The sequence below is a fragment of the Streptomyces sp. NPDC028991 genome (genome assembly GCF_055564775.1).
The window spans coordinates 33,545-53,477 of record NZ_JBVHVP010000021.1 but is presented as its reverse complement, the minus strand read 5'-3'; the positions used below and the strand labels follow the sequence as shown (position 1 = coordinate 53,477).

Genomic DNA, 19,933 nt, shown 5'->3' with positions numbered 1-19,933 from the left:
AACTGGTCAACCGATGGCGCCCGGCCCGGGCGCATCTCCACGTTCGCCGGTGGCGCCGTCCCCAGCCAGTGCCGTCCCCGTCACCAGGACCGGCAGTACCCAGGCTCATCCGGCGCCGCTCGGCGACAATGGACCCATGGCTTCCTCCCGTTCCCCCTTCGCCGCACTCCTGCGCGCCTGGCGCGACCGGCTGTCCCCGGCCGACGCCGGCCTTGCCCCGACGGCCGGCCGTCGCGCCCCGGGACTGCGCCGCGAGGAACTCGCACAGCTGGCCGGGCTCTCCGTCGACTACATCCTGCGCCTGGAACAGGGACGCGCCAAGAACCCCTCGCCTCAGGTCGTCGGCGCCCTCGCCCGGGCCCTTCAGCTCTCCCGCGCCGAACGCGACCAGCTGTACCGAAGCGCCGGGCACCTGCCGCCCCAGGACGGGACGGTCGGCACCCACGTGCCCCCCAGCATCCAACGGCTCGCCACGCGCCTGGGCGACATACCGATCGGGGTGTTCACCGCCGACTGGACCCTCGTGTGGTGGAACAGCACGTGGAGCGCCCTGCACGGCGACCCCGCCACCCTCCCGACCGGCGAACGAAACCTCGCCCGCGCACTCTTCGGCAACGGCCCCGCACATGCCGCCATGCTTCCCGTCCAGTCCGAGCGCGGACAGGGCGCCTTCGCCGAGTCGATCGTCGACGACCTCAAAGACGCCGTGTCCCGCTACCCCAAGGACACCCGGCTCGACCGTCTCGTACAAGAACTACGAGAAGCATCCGACGCCTTCACTCACCACTGGGCCACACAGACGGCCGCCGCCCAGCACACGACCGACCGCAAGACGATCCGGCATCCCGAGATCGGCGACATACTGCTCGACTGCGACGTCCTCATCGTCCCCGGCGCAGACCTGCGCATGGTCACCTACACGGCAGCGACCGGAAGCAGCGAGGCAGGAAAACTGGACCTGCTCCGCGTCACCGGCGCCCGCACCGCCACCACGCTCCCCTGACCGGCGGCCACTGAACGGACACGCCACGCCGATGGAGCGCACCCCGCCGCTCCAGGACAAGCACGCGCGGCGCGGTTGTCGCGTGACGTCCACGGCCGTTGCCTGCGGTGCGACGGTCAGGCCGTGTGCTGGTACGTCGGGTAGGTGATGTACCCGGCGTCGCCGCCCTGGTAGAAGGTGTCCTCGTCGGCGGGCGCGATGGGCAGGCGCGAGCGCAGGCGCTCTACCAGGTCGGGGTTGGCGAGGAAGCCGCGGCCGAAGGCGATCAGGTCGGCGCCCAGCCCCAGCCAGTGGTCGGCTTCCGCCTGTCCGGTCTGCTTCGGGCCGCCGGGCATGGTGGGGTTGACGATGAGGGTGCCCGGCCAGGTCCTGCGCAGTCGGAGGAGGGTCTCCTCGTCGGTAGTGGCCTCCAGGTGTACGTAGGCGAGGTCGAGACGGGCCAGTTCCGTCAGCAGAGCGGTGTTCAGTTCGGCTGCGTCGTCCTCGGCGACGCCCCAGATGCCGCCGCCGGGCGACAGGCGGATGCCGGTACGGGCGGCGCCCACGGCTTCGACGGTGGCAGCGGCCGCCTCCACGGCGAAACGGATCCGGTTGGTGACCGAGCCTCCGTAGCGGTCGTCGCGCAGGTTGGCGTTGGAGGACAGGAACTGGGAGATCAGGTAGCCGTTGGCGCCGTGCAGTTCGACCCCGTCGAAGCCCGCGTCCACGGCACGGCGGGCGGCGTCGGCGTAGGACCGGACATGCTCGGGGACCTCGTCGGTCTCCAGCGCCCGTGGCACGGGCATCGGCTGAGGGCCGTTCGGGGTGAATACGCTGCCCTCGCCGGATACGGCCGACGGGCCGACTGGCTGGAGGCCCGTGGTCTCGTGGTGCGAGACCCGGCCGCCGTGCATGATCTGGGCGAAGACGCGTCCGCCGTTGGTGTGGACCGCGTCGGTCACCTGTCGCCAGGAATCCGTCTGCTCGTCGGTGTGCAGGCCGGGTGTGCCCGGGTTGGACTGTCCGACCAGGCTGGGCTGGGCGCCTTCCGTGACGATCAGCCCGGCCGTGGCGCGCTGCGCGTAGTAGCTGGCCATCGAGGGGGTGGCCAGACCGCCGGCGGCGGCCCGGACACGGCTCATGGGGGCCATGACGGTCCGGTTGGGCAGGGTCAGCCCGCCCAGGCGGTAACTGCTGAAAAGGGACGGCATGTCGGTTCTCCTCGTGTACCCATGCGCTCCGGTCGCCGAAGCGCATGGGTACGCTAAAACCTGACACCGGTGTCAGAGGCAAATGGGAGAACCCGCAGGAGGCGGCATGCGGATCGGGGAACTCGCCGCACGCTCGGGAGTGAGTGTGCGGTCGTTGCGCTACTACGAGCAGCGGGGACTGCTCACCAGTACCCGCACGCCGAGCGGACAACGGCAGTACACGGAAAACGACGTGGACCGCGTCCACTTCATCCAGGGCCTGTACGCGGCCGACCTCTCCAGCAGCACCATCGCCGAACTCATGCCATGCCGCGACTCCCCGAGCAAACACAACTCCGACGCCACGCTGGCACGGATGGCCCGCGAGCGTGAGCGCATCACCGCACAGATCGACGACCTCCTGCGGGCGCGAGACACCCTCGACAGGATGGTGACCGTCGCCCGCGCCCACCGCGAGACCCTGCCGAGCCCGGTCCCTGTCGCGGAGGAGACAGCGGTGTCCCCGAACTCCACGTCGCCCTCGTCCGGGGCCGCCTCCGTGTGAGCCGACGCGGCGGCGGAGCCTTGGTTCCGGGCCTCCTCGCCTCCCTCCTGACCGGCGATCGGTCAGAACCGGTGAGTACGCCTCAGGAATCCCGATGTCGTATCAGGTCGCGGAGCGGTCCCGGAGCGGAGGCGGCAGCCCTGGTCACGACGTGAGCACGGCGGCGCTCAGGAGAACTCACGGGATGTCGCACAGAACCCCGTGAGTTCGCGGAGACCGAAGTTCCTGCCGTGCGAATCCAAGGGTCCGCCGGTGTGCGTCAGGGCACGGGATCCGTGGGTTCGGGTGTACGCGAGGAAGCTGAGCGAGCAGAACAGCTCGGCCATCTCACCTGCGCACGCTACGCGCCGGCGAACTGGGCGCCCGCCTCCGCGACGGCCTGGACGCCCGCTCGCTGCGCGACAGGGAGATGGAAGAACTGCGTGAGCAACGAGGCACAGCACTCGCAGTCGGCCACCAAGCGGACACCGTCATGCAGGCACTTCGCCACCAGGCCCCGCACTATCTGATAATCCGGTGATCCGGTAAACACCGGCGCGCTTTTAGTACTGTGCCTTGCCTCCGGACGCCCCTTGGTGCGGCGGGCGTGCACGGATGCCGCCCGTCACGCCCGGGTAGCAAAACTCGTAGACGTGATCCGGGAACAGCGAAGTGCAGCATTTTTGCCGCACAAGGAGGATCGAAGGCCATGAGCAACAGTTCGGCAGCCGGAACCTCCACCGACGATTCCACCGACGAGGGCCGTGAACACGTGGTGGGAAAGACCTACAAGCCCACCAGGTTCATGCGCCACCCGCTGACACGGAAGAACCAGAGGGAACTCGACATTCTCACCAGTGAGCCGCCCCCGATCCTGAGGAAATGGAAGGAGTGGGAGAAAAATAGCCAGCAGGATGAGAAGCCCGATGACTGGGAGAAGGTGGAGGTGAAGTGGAACAGGGTGAGGGGGAAGGTGAAGAAGAAGTCCGACGGCGAGCAGGACCGGTGGATCGCTCCTGTGGGGTTCTCCATCAACAAGGTGACGTACGGCGCCTTTCCTCGGGGGGATTCAGCGCACGAGCACGGGTGGACCACCTACATGAACATGGGGGTGCCGCTCATCGAGGAGCGCAGCGATATCCAGCAGCCCCCTCCCGACGTGATCTACGAGAACACGTTCGTCAACCGGACGGACCCCCGGCCGGTGACGTGGACCGCCGGCTTCGAGTTCTCGGTCTCCAACGCGATCAGCTGGTCGCTGCAAGGACAGGCGCAGCTCACGTTCGGGGCGAAGAGCACCGCGTCGCTGCAGCAGCAACTGCAGAGCGGCATGTCGGCGAGCGAGTCCAAGACGATCACCCTGAAGAACAGCAGGGACAATCAGGGCGTTGACGTGGCGTCCCAGGCCCAAGCGGCAAGCACGACGACGGCCACGGCTACCGCCACGGGCACCGGAGAGCTCTCGGCACAGTTGATGCTGGGCATCAGCGCCTCCGTGAGCGGTTCGTTCACCACCCAGTTCAAGGGCTCGTTCTCGGTCAGCGGGACGGTGGGAAGCCGGGCGGTCGTCAGGGCCACGCAACGACGGAAGGTGAGCAAGTTCGACTACGAACTCCCCGTCACCTTCGGCGGGTGGGTCGCCCTGTACTACGAGGAGCCGGTGGAATTCCGCAGCATCACCGGTATCGAGGGGGTAGAGGACGTCACGGCGCGGACCCGCGCACAGACCCGCGGCAGAAGCGGAGAAACTCCGGACAGCGACTACTACCAGGTCGTCGCGCGGGCGGTCGACATCCTCGAACTGATCGGGGACGGCAAGGAGTACCTCACCCGGAAGGGGGAGGCGGAAATCGTTTCCGTCCTCGCCGGGGAGGCCGAGGTATTCGAGCTGGAGAAACTCCAGCTCGGCGACGGCACCAGCGAAGGAACCGACAAGGAAGCGCCGTTCTACAAGAGCTGACCTTGCGCTCACCGAGAAGAGGAGAGAAGCCCATGCCTGACGGCGACGGCTCCAACAACAGCGGCAAGAAAGGCCGGCCCAACTCCAAGTCCGCCTTCGCCAACGGCTTCGGCAGCGGCAAGGACCGGGCCGGCGACGCCGAGAGGTCCACCGAGGCGCTCAGGGGGTGCACCCCCGGCGCCGGGAGCGGCGGCTGGGACGAGGACGAGGAGAGCGTCTCGGGGGACGTCTCGGCGTTCGTGCACGAACTGGAGGCTGGCCGCGATCCGTGGCACCCGCGTCAGACGGCGCATGGCGCGCTGCACGTGATGAGCAGTTTCCTCGGCCCTCATTTCAGAAATTTCCAGACGGTGGCCGACGACCAACGCCAGGTCAGCGAGGATCCCGCGGCGGCGTCCGGTATGGCGGCGTCGACCTCGGCATCCTCGGCCGCGCAGGAACCCTTCCGGCAAGCGGCGAAGATCAGCGACGAGGACCAGCCGAGCGTCAGCGAGGAAGCGAAAAGGAGGCTGAACGGAGTCTCCTACCAAACCGAGGGCGCGGTCTTGGTTGCCCGCGGGATGACGGGACTCGTCCTGGGCGTCGCAGTGGACCCCTCGCTCGGCAAGGCGTATGCCGTCACCAATGACGGCAAGCTGTACAGCGTGGACCTCACCACCAACACCAAACGCCAGATCATCACCAGCGACGACTCGAAAGGCAGTCTCGGCGTACCCAGCGGCCTGGCGCTGGACGGAGACGGCAGTGCCTACATCACCGACAACAGCGGTGCTTCTGGCCGTCTGCTGCGGGTGAACCTGTCCAACGGCCGCATCGAGGTGACCGCCACGATCCCCTCCGCCTGCGGCATCGCCCTGGACAACACGGCCAAGAAGGCCTACGTCACCTCCTTCGACGGGAATCTGTACAAGGTCGCCCTACAGCCGGAAGCGCAACCCGAGCTGATTTCCCGCGGCCTGGGAGCCTCCACCTCCGCGGTGGCACTGGACGGGGGAGGAAAGGCGTACACCGGCAACAGGGACACTGAGGGGAGCATGCGGCAGGTCGACCTCCAGGGCGACGCACCCGTCGAACCGCAGACGATGCCCGGATCCTCCCAGCGGCGGAGCGGCGGCATCGCACTCGACGGTGCGGGCAAGGCGTACGTCACCGACCACTGGAACGACGTCCTGTACACGGTCGACCTGGCCACCGGCAGGGAACGCGAGGCGGTCAAGGCCAGCGGCGCCTTCTCTCCGCTCGGCATCGCGCTGGACGGCGTCCACGGCCTGGTCTATGCCGGCACCTGGGAGGGCCAACTGTGGCGGTTCCCCCTGCACGTACTCCAGGGTGCCGAACTGATCGAGATCACGACACGGGTGTAGGGGCGCATGCCGCCCCAGCCGGCACCAGGCATGGCTGATCGTGGAAACGTCTACGTCGACATGGTCGGCGACCTCTTCCCCCCTCGGGGCACGTCGCGCTGCGCAGGGCTGCGCGGGCCTTCGGGGAGCGACTGATCGTCGGGGTGCTCTCGGACGAGGTCGTTGCCAGGTACAAGCGCAGGCCCATCATGACGATGGCGGAGCGGGTCGCGGTGATCGAGGCGTGTCGGCACGTTGACGTGGTACTTCCGGACGCGCCGTATCGCGTCACGAACGGGTTCCTGAACCTGCACGGCATCGACAGCGATAAACCCGGCGACGCCGGCGATCGGGCCGGGGATACTGGTCGCCCATGGATGAGGTCAAAGTCGTCGTCGCCCATTCCGAGCGCGCGACTCTGCGCGTCGGCGACGTGTTCCTGAAGGTGGACGCCGATCGGGCGCGCATCGATGTCGAGGTCGAGGCGATGTCCCTCGCGCCGGTTCCGACACCGGAGGTCCTGTGGCGCAAGCCGCCGGTGCTCGCGACCGCCGCACTCCCGGGCACGACGCTTGGGCGCCTCGGCGGGCCGGCGACCGGGTCGCCGGCGGCGTGGGCCGCGGCGGGCGCCGCCATCCGGAAGCTGCACGACGCGCCGCTGCCGCCCTGGCCTGGCCGGGCTGGCCGGAGCATCGACGAGTTGACGGGGGAGCTCGCCGACGAGTGCGAGTTGCTCGTGACGAACGGCGTCCTGCCAGCCGACCTGGTCGCCCGCAACTGCCAAGTCGCCGAGGCCGCGCTGCGGCCGTGGACTGCGGCGTTCACGCACGGCGACCTGCAGATCGCGCACGTCTTCGTCGACGGCGACGAGGTCACCGGCATCATCGACTGGTCCGAGGCGGGCCAGGGAGATGCCCTGTACGACCTCGCCACCTTCATACTCGGACATGAGGAGCACCTCGACGACTTCCTCGCCGGCTATGGCACCGACATCGACCTCGACGTGTTCCGGGCGTGGTCGTCGTTGCGAAGCCTGCTGGCAGTTCGCCCGCTGGTCGAGCAGGGCTTCGACCCCTTCGCGCCGGGCTGCGAGGTGGACGTGCTGAGATCCCGGATGTGAGGCCGCGCGGGCCCAACTGCCACGCATGCGTTCGGACGCATCGAGCAAGCCATCACCTGGGAGCCCAACGCCTGCCCCTACTCTCCACGAAGTGTGGTGCGCAGTCGTCGCCAGCAGATGACGGCGCAGCCGAGGGTGACGAACGCGTGGACGAACGCGTGGTGGAGGTCGTCGCGGATCTCCCAGCGGATGCGCAGGGGGCGGAACCAGTGCAGCAGCGCGATCATTCCTTCCACGACCCAGCGGTACACGCCCAGGCCGGAGCCGTGCCCGGTGCCGCGCCGGGCGAGGTGCGGGAATACCGTCGCTCGGGCCTCGCCCAGCCTGTCGAGGCCCGAGCCAGCCTGCTGATGCTGATGGCCAGGTCGAGACACGAGAAGGCCGGAGAACGTCCTCCGCCGTCACTTCAAGCCCTCGTGCGACGCCATCGCGGAGATCACCAGTCTCCTCGCGCGGGCGGCAGCAGGCGCTGAACACGACGCCTGTTACGAGGTGGCGTCGGCCCACAGGTCGGTGCTGTGGGCCCCGACGAGAGTGCTGATGCGGGTGAGTGCGTCACTGACCGGCTGCGGGTCGAATCGGCGTCCGTCACGCAAGCGCAGTGCGACGTGATCGTCAGCGGCCTCCTTGGCGCCGATGACGGCTTGGTAGGGAACCAGGCGGGCCTCTCGGATTCGGGCGCCCAGGCTGCCGCGGCCCGGCCCCGCGATCCGGGCACGCAGTCCGAGACGGATGCAGCGTTGGGCGAGGGCTGCGGCGTTCGGCAGTTCGGTGTCGGAGATCGGGAGAATGACCAGCTGAGTGGGGGCGAGCCAGGCGGGGAAAGCACCGCCGTGCTGTTCGATGAGATGGGCGACGGCTCGCTCCACACTGCCGATGATGCTGCGGTGGACCATGATGGGTCGGTGCTTGGCGCCGTCCGCGCCGACGTAGTGCAGGTCGAACTGCTCGGGCTGGTGGAAGTCGACCTGGACGGTGGACAGGGTGGACTCCCGGCCGCCGCCGTCGGTGACCTGGACGTCGATCTTGGGGCCGTAGAAGGCGGCTTCTCCCTCGGCTGCCTCGTAGGGCAGACCGGAGCGGTCGAGGACGTCGGTCAGCAGGGTGATGGACCGTTGCCATTTCTCGGGTGCGGCAACGTACTTGCCACCGGGACCCGGGAGGGAGAGCCGGTAACGGGTCGGGGCGATACCGAGCGCCTCGTACGCCCGGCCGATCATCTCCAGCGCCGCCTGCGCCTCTTCGGCGACCTGGTCCAGGGTGCAGAAGATGTGCGCGTCGTTGAGCTGGATGGCCCGCACCCGGGTCAGCCCGCCGAGCACACCCGAGAGTTCGGAGCGGTACATGCCGCCCAGCTCGGCCATGCGCAGGGGCAGTTCGCGGTAGCTGTGGGAGCGGGAGCGGTAGATCACCGCGTGATGAGGGCACAGGCTCGGCCGCAGGAGGACCTGCTCACCGCCGAGGTTCATCGGGGGAAACATCTCGTCGCTGTAGTGCGCCCAGTGCCCGGAGATCTCGTACAGCTCCCGCTTGCCCAGGACTGGTGAGAACACGTGCTGGTAGCCCGCTCGCCGTTCGGCGGTACGGATGTACTCCTCCAGGGTGTGCCTCACAGCCGCGCCGTCCGGCAGCCAGTACGGCAGGCCTGCGCCGATCAGCGGGTCGGTGTCGAACAGGCCCAGTTCACGGCCGAGTTTGCGGTGGTCGTGCACGGTGGTCATCGCGGTTCCCTTGCTGGTTTGCGGAGCAAGTGACCGGGCCTACGACGAAGCCCCGGGGCACTCGCCCCGGGGCTTCGGATCAGGTCGTCTGTCAGCGCGCCGGGACACTCTCCGGCGTCGTCGTCATAGCAGCGCGCTTCATGGCGCAGACGTTAGCAGGATGTAGCGATGTCCACACGGTCATTCCTCGTCATGTCCGGGCGGCGAGGTAGTGGGTACAACTGTCGCCCAGTGGATCATCGTCTGGGGTCGCCGCGGCAGGGCTTCGTAGTCCCGAGCCAGACGACGGTGCTGCATCAGCCGGCCGAAGGTCCGCTCGATCACCGATCACCCACCGCTTCGCCCCGGTTCCCACAAACCGATGGAAAGGCAGGACGATGACGACAGGATCGTCTGTATCCTCCTCGCCGCGGGCACCTCGCGGCGGCGCCTGCCGGCCGCCGCAGCCGGTGCCACCGCGGGCGCGGCAGCCCTCGCGGTCCCGCCCGCCGCCGCCCAGGCCGCCACCTCCACGTCGGCCGGAGCCGCCGCCGGCCGCCCGAGGCGCGCTATGAAGGTGATCGCCGTCGAAGAGGCGTCCTCCGTTCCGGGGCTGATCCCGTGGCCGGGCGAAGCCTGGATGCCCCCGGCTGGAGGCAGGATTGGGGGCGCCGGCTCGCCGACTTCACGGAGTTGCGGCTGGCGGACATGGACGAGCACGGGGTGGACATACAGGTGCTGTCGCTCACCTCACCCGGCGTGAAGGCCATCGAGGACCCGTCCGAGGCCGTGGCCACGGCCCGCCGGATCAACGACCGCCTGGCCGCAGTGGTCGCCGCTCACCCGGCACGGCAGCAGCAGGTGAGGAGTGTGGCTGGGCCGACGGCGCGTACTGCGACTTCGCCTGGTGGCCCGAAGGGCCGACCGCCTTTCCGAGCTCGCGGGCGAACTCCGCGCGGCTGGCACCGCCGTGGAGGTCCTGCCCGCGGACCTCGGGTACCACGACGGCCTCACCACGGTGACCAAGCGCATCGCCGCCGGCGATGTCCGGCTGCTGACCAAACAGCTGATTCCGGGACAAATGTCGAGCGAAAACGACCTCTGAAGTGACTGTCCGGCCTGTGAAATCCCAGTGCGGCAAGTGTCGACCCCCGCGCCCGCAGGAATGCTCTGTGATCGACTCGACCAGGGCAACCTCGAGCCGTCTCTGCCCTCAACTCGAGCCTTCCTGCTGGAGGGCACGTCCTGGGCGGGCGTCCGCCGGTCGCGCGGACGAAAGGTGGTCAGTGAGGCTGTTTTGCTCCGCTATGTACGGCGCACCGTACGTGGGGATGAGCGCCCAATGGGCACTCTGTGCGCCCTCCCGGTTCCCTTGAGTGACGGAAATGATGAGCGCACGACGCATGAACCAGGTGATCCGCGGTCCCCTCCCCCTCGGCGGGGGCCGGCGGCGAAAGGAGTTCACGGTGTTGCTTCTCATCTCCCCGGACGGTGTCGAGGAGGCTCTCGATTGCGTGAAGGCGGCGGAGCATCTCGACATCGTCGACGTCAAGAAGCCCGACGAGGGCTCTCTCGGCGCGAACTTCCCGTGGGTCATCCGGGAGATCCGCGACGCGGTACCGGCGGACAAGCCGGTGTCCGCGACCGTGGGGGATGTCCCGTACAAGCCCGGCACCGTGGCGCAGGCCGCGCTCGGCGCGGTGGTCTCCGGGGCCACGTACATCAAGGTCGGCCTCTACGGGTGCACGACACCCGACCAGGGCATCGCGGTCATGCGCGCGGTCGTCCGGGCGGTGAAGGAGCACCGTTCCGAAGCGCTCGTCGTCGCTTCCGGTTACGCCGACGCCCACCGGATCGGCTGCGTCAACCCGCTCGCCCTGCCGGACATCGCCGCCCGCTCCGGTGCCGACGCCGCCATGCTCGACACGGCGGTCAAGGACGGGACACGACTGTTCGACCACGTGCCGCCGGACGCCTGCGCCGAGTTCGTCCGTCGCGCCCACGCCGCCGGCGTGCTCGCCGCCCTCGCCGGCAGTGTCAGGCAGACCGACCTCGGTCCGCTGACCCGCATCGGCACGGACATCGTCGGGGTGCGCGGAGCGGTCTGCGAGGGCGGCGACCGCAACGCCGGACGCATCCGGCCGCACCTGGTGGCCGCCTTCCGGGCCGAGATGGACCGGCAGGCCCATGAGCACGCGGCCGGCGTCACCGCCGCGAGCTGACCGCCGGCATGCCGACCTCCGAGCCCGGCCACGCCCCCGGACATCGGGCCGTGCGTCTCTCCGTCGTCGATCCGGCCACCGGAGAGGTCTTCGACGAGGCCCCCGACCAGCAACCGGACGCGCTGGACGCCGTCGTCGACCGGTCCCGCCGGGCGTGGCACGGCTGGCGCGCCGATCCCGTCGCCCGCACCACCGCGCTCTGCGCGGCAGCCGGTGCGGTGGAGGCGGCCGGCGGCGACCTCGCCCGGCTGCTCACCCGGGAACAGGGCAAGCCCTTGGCCGAGTCGCACGCGGAGATCGCCCGCACGGCAGCCCGTCTGCGCTACTTCGCCGACCTGGCCCCAAGGACCCGGCACATCACCGACGGCCGCCCCGTGCACAGCGTGGTCCGCTGGCGACCCCTCGGGCCCGTCGCCGCGATCGTGCCGTGGAACTTCCCCCTCCAACTCGCGGCGGCGAAGTTCGCGCCCGCGCTCGCGGCGGGCAACACCATGGTCCTCAAACCGTCACCCTTCACCCCGCTCGCCACCCGGTTCCTCGGGTCCGTCCTCGCCACCGCCCTGCCCGACGACGTGCTGACCGTCGTCACCGGCCGCGAACCGCTCGGCGCCCGTCTCGTCTCCCACCCCGGCATCCGCCACGTCACCTTCACCGGATCGGTGCCCACCGGGCGAGCCGTCGCCGAAGCGGCGGCGGCCTCGCTAGCGCGGGTCACCCTGGAACTGGGCGGCAACGACGCCGCCCTCCTGCTGGACGACGTCGAAGTGGACCGGATCGCGGACCGGCTGTTCTGGGCCGCCTTCCGCAATTGTGGGCAGGTCTGCATGGCGGTCAAGCGCGTCTACGCCCCGGCCCGTCTCCACGCCCAGGTCGTCGAAGCCCTCGCCGAGCGCGCCAAGGCCGTCGCCGTCGGGCCCGGCCTCGACCCTGCCACCAGGTTGGGACCGGTATCCAACGCCCCCCAGCTGGCCCGGGTCGAGCAGATCGCGCGGCGGGCCCTGGCGGACGGCGCCCGGGCGGCGGCCGGCGGCCACCGGCTGGACGGGCCGGGCTACTTCTTCGCCCCCACGGTCCTCACCGACGTCCCGCCCGACAGCTCGGTGGTGACCGAGGAGCAGTTCGGGCCGGTGCTGCCGGTACTGCCGTACCGGAGCCTCGACGAAGCCGTCGACGCCGCCAACGGCACCCGGTTCGGACTGGGCGGCTCCGTGTGGGGCTCCGACCTCGACCGGGCCGAGGCGGTGGCCGACCGGCTCGAGTGCGGCACGGCCTGGATCAACCACCACGCCGAACTGTCCCTCGCCCAGCCCTTCGCGGGCGTCAAGGACAGTGGCGTCGGCGTGGCGGGCGGACCGTGGGGGCTGTACGGCAACCTCCGCCCGTTCGTCGTCCACCGGCCGCAGGGGGCGGGACGGTGAGGTTCCAGGCGGCCGTGCTGCGCTCCTACGAGGATCCGTTCACGGTCGAGGAGGTGGCCCTGCGGACGGAACCCGCCGCCGGCGAGATCCTGGTCGAGATCGTCGGCTGCGGGATGTGCCGGACCGATCTCGCGGTCCGGCGATCGGCCGGCAGGAGCCCGCTGCCGGCGGTGCTGGGCCACGAAGGGGCCGGGGTCGTGGTGCGGGCCGGCGGCGGCCCGGACATCGCGATCGGTGTCGGTGACCACGTCGTGCTGAGCTTCGACTCCTGCGGGCACTGCCGCAACTGCCGTGGCGCGGCCCCCGCCTACTGCGATTCCTTCGCCTCCCTCAACCTCTTCGGGGGACGCGAGGAGGACACGCCGCGGCTCACCGACGCGGCCGGGGCAGCAATGGCCCCCCGGTGGTTCGGCCAGTCCTCCTTCGCCGAGTACGCGCTCGTCTCGGCCCGCAACGCCGTCCGGGTCGACCCCGCCCTGCCCGTCGAACTGCTCGGGCCGCTCGGTTGCGGCTTCCTCACCGGTGCCGGAGCCGTGCTGAACACCTTCGCCGCCGGCCCGGGCGACACCCTCGTCGTTCTCGGCGCGGGCGCCGTGGGCCTGGCCGCGGTGATGGCGGCCACCGCCGCCGGCGCGCAGACCGTGGCCGTCGACCGGCACCCCCGACGGCTGGCACTGGCCGAACAGTTCGGGGCGATTCCGCTGCCCGCCGGAGCCTCCGGACTGGCCGACCGGATCCGGCGGCTCATGGGCGGCGGCGCGCAGTACGCGCTGGACACCACTGCCTCCGCACCTCTGATCAACGATGCGCTCCGCGCACTGCGCCCCACCGGGAGTCTCGGCCTGGTGGCACGGCTCCACACCGCGCTGCCGCTCGAAGCGGGCACGCTCGACCGGGGCCGCAGCATCCGCCACATCTGCGAAGGGGATGCCGTCCCCGGACTGCTGATACCGCTGCTGACCCGGCTCTGGCAGGCCGGACGCTTCCCCTTCGACCAGCTCATCCGCACCTACCCGCTGGCCGACGTCAACGAGGCCGAGCGCGACTGCGACGCCGGCCTGGTGGTCAAACCCGTTCTGCTCCCGCCCGGAAAGAGCCGGTGAGCACGGCACGCAGCACCGCGGTCCCACCCATCCGACGAGCAGGAAGCTCGCGGCCCCCACTCCCGCCAACGGAGGAGACATGACCGGCACGGCGCCGCAGCACATGGACGTGGAAGGCGTGAACGGAGGTGTGGGTCTGACCGCCTTCCTGGTCGCCGCCGCACGGGCGATCGAGACCCACCGCGACGACAGTCTGGCCCAGGACGCCTACGCCGAACACTTCGTGCGCGCCGCCCCGGCGTGCGCGGACTGGCCGGTGCGCATCCAGCAGGTCCCCGACGGGGACGGCAACCCGCTGTGGGGGCGGTTCGCCCGCTATTTCGGTCTGCGGACCAGGGTTCTCGACGACTTCCTGCTCCGATCGGTCCGGACCGGCCCCCGGCAGGTTGTCCTGCTGGGCGCGGGGTTGGACACCCGCGCCTTCCGGCTGGACTGGCCGTCCGGCTGCGCGGTCTTCGAGATCGACCGGGCGGGCGTACTGGCCTTCAAACAACGGGTGCTCACGGACCTGGCGGCCACCCCGAAGGTGGAGCGCGTCCCCGTCCCGGTCGACCTGCGCGCGGACTGGGCCGGCGCGCTGACCGCGGTCGGGTTCGACCCGGCCGCACCGAGCGTCTGGCTGGCCGAGGGGCTGCTCTTCTACCTGCCGGGCCCCGCCGAGACGTACCTCGTCGACACGGTGGACAGGCTGACCGCCGGGGGCAGCGCGCTGGCCTTCGAAGCCAAGCTGGAGAAGGACCTGCTGGCGTACCGCGACAGCCCGATCTACACGGCGACGCGAGAGCGGATCGGCATCGACCTCCTCCTTCTCTTCGACAAGGGGCCACGACCCGACTCCGCGGGCGACCTGGCGGCCAAGGGCTGGTCCACCTCGATGTACACGCCCTTCGACTTCACCCGCCGGTATCGGCGTGGCCCCCTCCCCGAGCCGAACGACGCGCTGGAGGGGAACCGGTGGGTCTTCGCGCGCAAGCCTCTGCCATGACGTCTGCGGCGCTCACGATGACGTCCGCACGCGGTCGGGAGCGGGGGCCGCCACAGGCCCCGCCCGGTGGGGCGCGTCCCACCGAGCGGCAGCCCGGTGGGACGCGGTGCTTGTCGGTCACGCCCGGGGATGCCGCCGACGGACGGTGTCAGACGGCCCGGGCGGCCACCAGACGGTCGCCGGGGATGCCGGCCATGTCCGGCGCGTAGTAGTCCTCGATTCCGGCGGCCCACGTAGCCACGGTGATGCGGTCCTCGGTGTCCGGACCGAAGGCGTCGAAGAGCGCGTGGATGTTCGCCTCCTCGAAGCCGATCGCCCTCATCAGCGACACGAAGAGGGGGCGCTCGATCAGACCGTCCCCGTCGGGGTCGCCGAGAGCGGAGAGCGCCTGAGCGAACTCGGCGATGGTGGGACCGAAGCGTTCGGGGTCGAGCACGAACGGACGGAACTCGTCCACCGTGATCACACCGTCTCCGTTGGCGTCCAGTTCCGTGGCCAGAGTCGTCCAGTAGCGGTGGAAGGCGGCCCGGATGGCGGCTTTGGCGCCGTCGTCCGACGCGGCCGCCGCCTCCAGGACACGGCCGGTCATCAAGTCGAAGTCGTCGGAGTCGATGACTCCATTGCCGTTGGCGTCGAAGAGGGAGAAGACCAGCTCGACTCGCCTGGCGGCTTCATTTCGCATTTTCGTCACCTGTCTTCTGCGACCCGACGATCGCGGGCCTGGCCCGATGAGTGCCTCTGCCTGCCCGTGCGGGGACACGCGGCAACCTCCTGCCACCTGCACCGATGCGAACAACGACCACGGTGTCAGTGCCCTCGGCTGCCCTTCCCCGGCCGACGCGTGCAGCGGCCATGTCCCATGGAACAGCCAATAAGGGTCACCTGCTCACGATCTCCGCTTTTAGTGCCAAAGTGCTGTCATGTGAGCGTATGTGACAAGTCGGATGCCTCGCCTGCTGCAGCAATACTGTTCCGCCCGTCATGTCCGCCGGCACACCGATCGCTGGTCGGCCCGTGCGGGTCGAGCGGACGGTCAGGCGCGCCCCGTGAAGTGCCATTCGCCGTGCGGCACTCGGTACACCACGAACCGCTGCTCCGTGCGCAGCAAGCGCGCCCCCGACGGCGCGGTGACATCGGACCGCTTCTCGCCCGGCACGTGCACGTCGGCTGTCGCGCCGACCGGGACCCCCACCGTCAGCCGTAGCCGGTGGTCGACCTTCGACCAGGACACCGAGGCCTCCCCGCGCACGGTGCGGATCGACGTGCGCGCCCAGTCCACGCCGGTACGGGCGTCGGGCCGGACGAGGAAGGTGCGGTAGCCGGCGTCACCCGGGCGCAGGCCGGCCACATTCTCGTAGAGCCACTGGGCGACCGTCCCCTGGAAGTAGTGGTCGCGGGAGCGGGAGTCCAGCGGCCACATCTCCCACATGGTGTCGGCGCCGTTGGCGTGCCAGTACCCCCAGCTCGGATAGGTCCGCTGGGTGGCGACGGCGTGTGCCACGTCCGGCCGGCCGTGCGCGCTCAGCACCCGCAGCAGCACGCTGGTGCCCAGGGCCCCGGTGTTGAGGTGGTTGCCGCGCTGTTCGATGTCCGCGACCAGGCTGTCCAGGACGGAGGAACGGGCGCCGGGCGGCACCAGGCCGAAGGCCAGGGGAACGGCGTTGGACGTCTGGCGGTAGCCGGGGTCCTTCGCCGTGCGGTAGTGCCCCTCGGGGCCGAGGAAGGCCGCGTTGAAGGCGGACTTCAGGCTCTCGGCGGCCTCCCGGTAGCGGGTCGCGGTCGTCTGCTCACCGAGCAGGTCGCCCAGCTCCGCGGTGTGGAGCAGGGCGCGGTGAAGGTACGCCGTCGCGGTGAGCCGGGTGTCCTCGGGCGGGTTGCCGCCGTAGCCGGGCGGCAGATAGTCGCCCAGCGCGGTGACGGCGAGTCCGTCCTTCAGCCGGGACAGTTCCCAGTCCAGGTAGCGCATCAGGGTGGGCCAGTGCTCGCGGGCCGCGCGTTCGTCGCCGTACACCCGGTACATCTCGCGCAGCACGAACGGGTAGACCGTGGTCCACTCGGGGGAAGGGCCGAGATCGCCGTAGCCCCATCCGCCGCTCGGCACGATCACCGGCAGCTGGCCTTCTCGGGTCTGGCTGTCCGCCAGGTCGCCGAGCCACTTGGACAGCAGGCGGTGCACGCCGAAGTCGTACGCCATGACGGGTGCTCCGAGCTGGGCGTCCCCGGTCCAGCCGTTCTTCTCGTACATCGGGGTGTCGGTCGGGATGCCGTGCAGGTTGTTCAGCAGGGTGCGGCGCATGGCCTTGTCCAGCCACTCGTAGAACGGCTCGGAGCAGGCGAAGGAGCTCACCTCCTCGACCCGGGTGTGCACCACCCGGCCCAGCACCTGGTCCGGGGAGGGGCGCGCCGGCAGGCCGCTGACCTCCACGTAGCGGAAGCCCTTGTAGGAGAACGAGGGCTCCCACGTCTCCTCGCGCCGTCCCGCGCAGACGTACTCGTCCGTCTGGAAGCGGCCCGGCACGTGGTCGGTCGCGGCATGCACGCCGCCGTCGGACTTCAGCTTCTCGCCGTGCACCAGCCGCACCACGGTGCCTTCGGCGGCTCCGCGGACGGTGAGGCGTGTCCAGCCCGCCATGGTGCGGCCCATGTCGACGACGTACGTCCCGGGGCGCAGTTCCTTGATCTCCGTCGGGCGCACCGTCTCGGTGATCTCGATCGGGTCGTGCGGCTGGGCGCGCAGTTTCCCAGCGGGCGCCCGCTGGACGCCGGCCGGGCGCCAGGCGCGGTCGTCGAAGTCCGGTCGCGTCCAGCCGTCGGGTGCCAGGCGCGCGTCGTAGGTCTCCCCGGCGTAGAGGCTGTTGGTGCGGGTCGGGCCTTCGGTCAGGCGCCAGTGGTCGTCGGAGACCACGGTGGTGCGGGAGCCGTCGGGGTGGTCGATCACGAGCTGGGCGAGGAGCCGGGGCTCGCCGTGCCACGGTGGGCGGTGCCAGTTCCAGACGTTGGGCGTGGTCATCCCGAAGAAGCCGCGGCCCAGGGTCACACCGATCACGTTCTGGCCGCGTCGCAGCAGCTCGGTCACGTCGTGCACGGCGTACAGCACGGTCTCGTCGTAGTCGGTGAAGCCCGGGTCGAGGACCTGCTGTCCGACCCGGCGTCCGTTCATGTGTGCCTCGTAGTACGCCAGTCCGCTGATGTACAGCCGTGCTCCGGAGATCTTCTTGCGCACGGTGAACGCCCGGCGGAGGAGCGGCGCGGGCTGTTCCGGCACCGCGACCGTCACCTCGGAGCCCCAGGGGCCCTGCCCGTAGGGGGCGAGCACGGTCGCCCCCGCCCAGTCGGTGTCGTCGAAGTCCGGCTGCTGCCAGCCCGCCCGCTCACTGTCGAAAGTGCGCCAGTCGGCGCCGGTGACCAGTTCGTGGCGCTGCCCATCGGCCGTGTCGACGACCAGGCGCGCCAACAGCCCGCCGGGGTTGACGGACGCACCACCCCGGTTGGTGGCGAGCACGGCCACCACGATGCCGCCCGTCCCGCCTGAGCCATCCGTCCCGCCCGTGCCGCCTGAGCCGTCCGTTCCGGCCGCGCCGCCCGGTGCCTGTTCGGCCGTCGCGGCGCGTACGTGCGTGGTGACGTCGGCGGTGTGGCCCGTGCGCCAGCCGTCCTGCTGCTGCGGGGCGTGCAGTACCTGCTCCCCGTCGATGTACAGCGTGAAGTCGTCGTCGGCGGTGGCGACCACCGTGGCCCGCTCCACGTCCGTGCCGGCGGGCAGCGCCAACCGCGCCCGAAACCAACGCGGTCCCTCGGGCGCGTCGGAGGAGGTGGCGCCCAGTGACCAGATCCACGCGGCTCCCGAGAGGGAGAGAGGCTGCGGCGGGGCGTCGGCACCGATCCAGCGGGCGCGCCAGTCCTCCGTGGACAACGTTGTCTCCCACCAGCGGGGCTCACTCCAGCGCGAAGCGCGTCCCGCCGTGTCCCAGACCCGGACGCGCCAGTGGTAGCGGGTGCGGGGACGCAGCGCGGGCCCGCCGTAGGCGACGCCGGTTGTCCGGTCCGAGGCGACCTTGCCCGAGTCCCACACCAGTCGGCCGCCCCAGCGGGCAGGGGCACGGGACACCTGTATCCGGTACGCGCCCTGGCGGGCACCGCGCCCCGGGGCCGCCAGCTCCCATGACAGGCGTGGCCGTTCGACATCGGTGCCGAGCAGGGCATCCGCGTACTCCACGGTGGTGCGCGTGATATGCAATCCGCCCTCCTCCGTCTCGGAGGAAGGGAGGGCCGTAGCCGGTGCGCCGGCGGACAGTGCGCCGATGCTCGCGCCCGCCGTCGCCATGGTGCCCTGCAGGAAGAGCCTGCGATTCCATCTGTCGTCCATGATCGTGTCCCTTGCTCGCCGTGTCGCTGGGGGATGAAACGATTCAAGTCCGGTGCTGCGGCGATCCTACGGAGCCGATGGGCAATGCCACAAGAGTTGTGACAGCGGAGGGATGACCGCGCTGTTCTGCCGACGGCAGAGCACCGGCTGGACCGGGCTCGACGATCACTACAGTCCACTCTCATGACGACGATTACGACGCGTCCGGTCGAGTATCCGGCCGACGGTTTGACGATGATCGGGCACCTCGCGCTCCCGGCCGGTGTCGACCGCCGGCCCGCGGTGCTGCTCGGACCAGAAGGCATGGGGCTCAGTGACGTCGAGCGCCGCAGGGCCGATGCTCTCGCCGAGCTGGGCTACGTAGCGCTGGCCTTCGACCTTCACGGCGGGCGCTATTTGGGTGACCCCGAGGAGATGCTGGCCCGTTGCCTGCCGCTGCTCGCTGATCCCGACCGGATGCGGGGTATCGGCCATGCGGCGCTCGACGTGTTGCGCGCCGAACCGAGGACCGACCCCGATCGGGTAGCCGCAGTCGGCTACGGCACCGGGGGCGCCGTCGGGCTGGAACTCGGGCGCGATGGCGTCAGCCTGCGCGCGATCGGGACAGTGAACGCAACGACCACGGGCCGACCGGGCGAGGCAGCGCGCATTCGCTGCCCGGTGTGGGCCGGGGTCGGGTCGGAAGATCCGATCATGGCGCCCGCGCAACGGAACGCGTTCACTGCTGAGATGCAGGCCGCGGGCATCGACTGGCGCCTCACGGTCTACGGCGGCGCCTTGCACGCCTTCCACCACCCGCCGGTCGACCACCCCATGGTCCCCGGCGTCGGCTACCACCCACAGCACGCGCAGCGAGCGTGGCGCGACGTCGTCGACCTGCTCGCAGAGTGCCTGCCCGTGACGGGGGACTTGGGGCCATGACCCAGGCAAACATGCTGGCGCCAGGCCAGGCCGGGTCGGCATCGGTCGTCGGGTAAGCGGAAGGTCGGAGAGGAGGAGG

16 protein-coding genes and 1 pseudogene are annotated in these 19,933 nt (G+C 70.3%); 12 read left to right on the top strand and 5 right to left on the bottom strand.

Going from position 1 to position 19,933, the window contains the following annotated elements:
- Positions 1 to 136: 136 nt before the first annotated feature.
- Positions 137 to 1,003 (top strand): helix-turn-helix transcriptional regulator, encoded by an 867-nt coding sequence (locus ACZ4V1_RS29550; protein WP_468341954.1) that lies wholly within the window; start codon positions 137 to 139, stop codon positions 1,001 to 1,003.
- A 116-nt stretch (positions 1,004 to 1,119) separates the two neighbouring features.
- On the opposite strand, the gene ACZ4V1_RS29545 is transcribed toward ACZ4V1_RS29550, so the two are convergent.
- Positions 1,120 to 2,193 (bottom strand): alkene reductase, encoded by a 1,074-nt coding sequence (locus ACZ4V1_RS29545; RefSeq protein ID WP_468341951.1) that lies wholly within the window; start codon positions 2,191 to 2,193, stop codon positions 1,120 to 1,122.
- Positions 2,194 to 2,299: 106 nt separating this feature from the next.
- Between ACZ4V1_RS29545 and ACZ4V1_RS29540 the strand changes: the two genes are divergently transcribed.
- The 5 genes from ACZ4V1_RS29540 to ACZ4V1_RS29520 all read left to right on the top strand — a co-directional run bounded on the left by ACZ4V1_RS29540 (position 2,300) and on the right by ACZ4V1_RS29520 (position 7,139).
- On the top strand, positions 2,300 to 2,737 hold the full coding sequence (locus ACZ4V1_RS29540) for a MerR family transcriptional regulator (protein WP_468341948.1): 438 nt from the start codon (positions 2,300 to 2,302) through the stop codon (positions 2,735 to 2,737).
- A gap of 688 nt (positions 2,738 to 3,425) precedes the next feature.
- Positions 3,426 to 4,676, top strand: a complete 1,251-nt coding sequence (locus ACZ4V1_RS29535) for a gluconolaconase (protein WP_468341945.1) — start codon at positions 3,426 to 3,428, stop codon at positions 4,674 to 4,676.
- Between the two features lie 32 nt (positions 4,677 to 4,708).
- Positions 4,709 to 6,040 carry an NHL repeat-containing protein gene (locus tag ACZ4V1_RS29530; RefSeq protein ID WP_468341943.1) on the top strand — a complete coding sequence of 444 codons (1,332 nt, stop codon included), beginning with the start codon at positions 4,709 to 4,711 and terminating at the stop codon, positions 6,038 to 6,040.
- A gap of 98 nt (positions 6,041 to 6,138) precedes the next feature.
- Entirely contained in the window at positions 6,139 to 6,462 is a 324-nt protein-coding gene (locus tag ACZ4V1_RS29525; protein ID WP_468342027.1) for an adenylyltransferase/cytidyltransferase family protein, read from the top strand.
- On the top strand, positions 6,393 to 7,139 hold the full coding sequence (locus tag ACZ4V1_RS29520) for a phosphotransferase family protein (protein ID WP_468341940.1): 747 nt from the start codon (positions 6,393 to 6,395) through the stop codon (positions 7,137 to 7,139). The genes ACZ4V1_RS29525 and ACZ4V1_RS29520 overlap by 70 nt, the downstream gene beginning before the upstream one ends.
- 77 nt (positions 7,140 to 7,216) lie before the next feature.
- Here ACZ4V1_RS29520 and ACZ4V1_RS29515 read toward each other — a convergent pair.
- Both ACZ4V1_RS29515 and thrS read right to left on the bottom strand, forming a co-directional pair.
- A pseudogene (locus ACZ4V1_RS29515) lies at positions 7,217 to 7,435 on the bottom strand (IS5/IS1182 family transposase); the annotation flags it as partial.
- A 189-nt stretch (positions 7,436 to 7,624) separates the two neighbouring features.
- Positions 7,625 to 8,851, bottom strand: coding sequence for a threonine--tRNA ligase (gene thrS, locus ACZ4V1_RS29510; protein WP_468342024.1), 1,227 nt, complete (start codon positions 8,849 to 8,851; stop codon positions 7,625 to 7,627).
- Positions 8,852 to 9,746: 895 nt separating this feature from the next.
- On the opposite strand from thrS, the gene ACZ4V1_RS29505 reads away from it, so the two are divergent.
- The 5 genes from ACZ4V1_RS29505 (at position 9,747) to ACZ4V1_RS29485 (ending at position 14,567) form a co-directional block, all read left to right on the top strand.
- Positions 9,747 to 9,944 (top strand): hypothetical protein, encoded by a 198-nt coding sequence (locus ACZ4V1_RS29505; RefSeq protein WP_468341937.1) that lies wholly within the window; start codon positions 9,747 to 9,749, stop codon positions 9,942 to 9,944.
- A gap of 361 nt (positions 9,945 to 10,305) precedes the next feature.
- Complete coding sequence (locus tag ACZ4V1_RS29500) at positions 10,306 to 11,061, top strand: (5-formylfuran-3-yl)methyl phosphate synthase (RefSeq protein ID WP_468341934.1); 756 nt, start codon at positions 10,306 to 10,308, stop codon at positions 11,059 to 11,061.
- Between the two features lie 8 nt (positions 11,062 to 11,069).
- Positions 11,070 to 12,479, top strand: a complete 1,410-nt coding sequence (locus ACZ4V1_RS29495) for an aldehyde dehydrogenase family protein (protein WP_468341932.1) — start codon at positions 11,070 to 11,072, stop codon at positions 12,477 to 12,479.
- Positions 12,476 to 13,582 carry an NAD(P)-dependent alcohol dehydrogenase gene (locus ACZ4V1_RS29490; protein WP_468341929.1) on the top strand — a complete coding sequence of 369 codons (1,107 nt, stop codon included), beginning with the start codon at positions 12,476 to 12,478 and terminating at the stop codon, positions 13,580 to 13,582. Before ACZ4V1_RS29495 ends, ACZ4V1_RS29490 begins: the two co-directional genes overlap by 4 nt.
- Before the next feature lie 79 nt (positions 13,583 to 13,661).
- Positions 13,662 to 14,567, top strand: coding sequence for a class I SAM-dependent methyltransferase (locus ACZ4V1_RS29485; RefSeq protein WP_468341926.1), 906 nt, complete (start codon positions 13,662 to 13,664; stop codon positions 14,565 to 14,567).
- 148 nt (positions 14,568 to 14,715) lie between these two features.
- On the opposite strand, the gene ACZ4V1_RS29480 is transcribed toward ACZ4V1_RS29485, so the two are convergent.
- Together ACZ4V1_RS29480 and ACZ4V1_RS29475 are read right to left on the bottom strand one after the other, a co-directional pair.
- Complete coding sequence (locus ACZ4V1_RS29480) at positions 14,716 to 15,249, bottom strand: EF-hand domain-containing protein (protein WP_468341923.1); 534 nt, start codon at positions 15,247 to 15,249, stop codon at positions 14,716 to 14,718.
- A gap of 351 nt (positions 15,250 to 15,600) precedes the next feature.
- Positions 15,601 to 18,933, bottom strand: coding sequence for a family 78 glycoside hydrolase catalytic domain (locus tag ACZ4V1_RS29475; protein WP_468341920.1), 3,333 nt, complete (start codon positions 18,931 to 18,933; stop codon positions 15,601 to 15,603).
- A gap of 183 nt (positions 18,934 to 19,116) precedes the next feature.
- On the opposite strand from ACZ4V1_RS29475, the gene ACZ4V1_RS29470 reads away from it, so the two are divergent.
- Entirely contained in the window at positions 19,117 to 19,854 is a 738-nt protein-coding gene (locus ACZ4V1_RS29470) for a dienelactone hydrolase family protein (RefSeq protein ID WP_468341917.1), read from the top strand.
- Positions 19,855 to 19,933 lie beyond the last annotated feature (79 nt).

What these genes read in the sequence shown, in the direction of transcription:
- ACZ4V1_RS29520 (WP_468341940.1), top strand. Translation starts at nt 6,393, where the DNA reads ATGGATGAGGTCAAAGTCGTCGTCGCCCATTCCGAGCGCGCGACTCTG.
- ACZ4V1_RS29485 (WP_468341926.1), top strand. Translation starts at nt 13,662, where the DNA reads ATGACCGGCACGGCGCCGCAGCACATGGACGTGGAAGGCGTGAACGGA.
- ACZ4V1_RS29495 (WP_468341932.1), top strand. Translation starts at nt 11,070, where the DNA reads ATGCCGACCTCCGAGCCCGGCCACGCCCCCGGACATCGGGCCGTGCGT.
- ACZ4V1_RS29475 (WP_468341920.1), bottom strand. Translation starts at nt 18,933, where the DNA reads ATGGACGACAGATGGAATCGCAGGCTCTTCCTGCAGGGCACCATGGCG.
- ACZ4V1_RS29535 (WP_468341945.1), top strand. Translation starts at nt 3,426, where the DNA reads ATGAGCAACAGTTCGGCAGCCGGAACCTCCACCGACGATTCCACCGAC.
- ACZ4V1_RS29545 (WP_468341951.1), bottom strand. Translation starts at nt 2,193, where the DNA reads ATGCCGTCCCTTTTCAGCAGTTACCGCCTGGGCGGGCTGACCCTGCCC.
- ACZ4V1_RS29480 (WP_468341923.1), bottom strand. Translation starts at nt 15,249, where the DNA reads ATGCGAAATGAAGCCGCCAGGCGAGTCGAGCTGGTCTTCTCCCTCTTC.
- ACZ4V1_RS29530 (WP_468341943.1), top strand. Translation starts at nt 4,709, where the DNA reads ATGCCTGACGGCGACGGCTCCAACAACAGCGGCAAGAAAGGCCGGCCC.
- ACZ4V1_RS29550 (WP_468341954.1), top strand. Translation starts at nt 137, where the DNA reads ATGGCTTCCTCCCGTTCCCCCTTCGCCGCACTCCTGCGCGCCTGGCGC.
- ACZ4V1_RS29540 (WP_468341948.1), top strand. Translation starts at nt 2,300, where the DNA reads ATGCGGATCGGGGAACTCGCCGCACGCTCGGGAGTGAGTGTGCGGTCG.
- ACZ4V1_RS29470 (WP_468341917.1), top strand. Translation starts at nt 19,117, where the DNA reads ATGACGACGATTACGACGCGTCCGGTCGAGTATCCGGCCGACGGTTTG.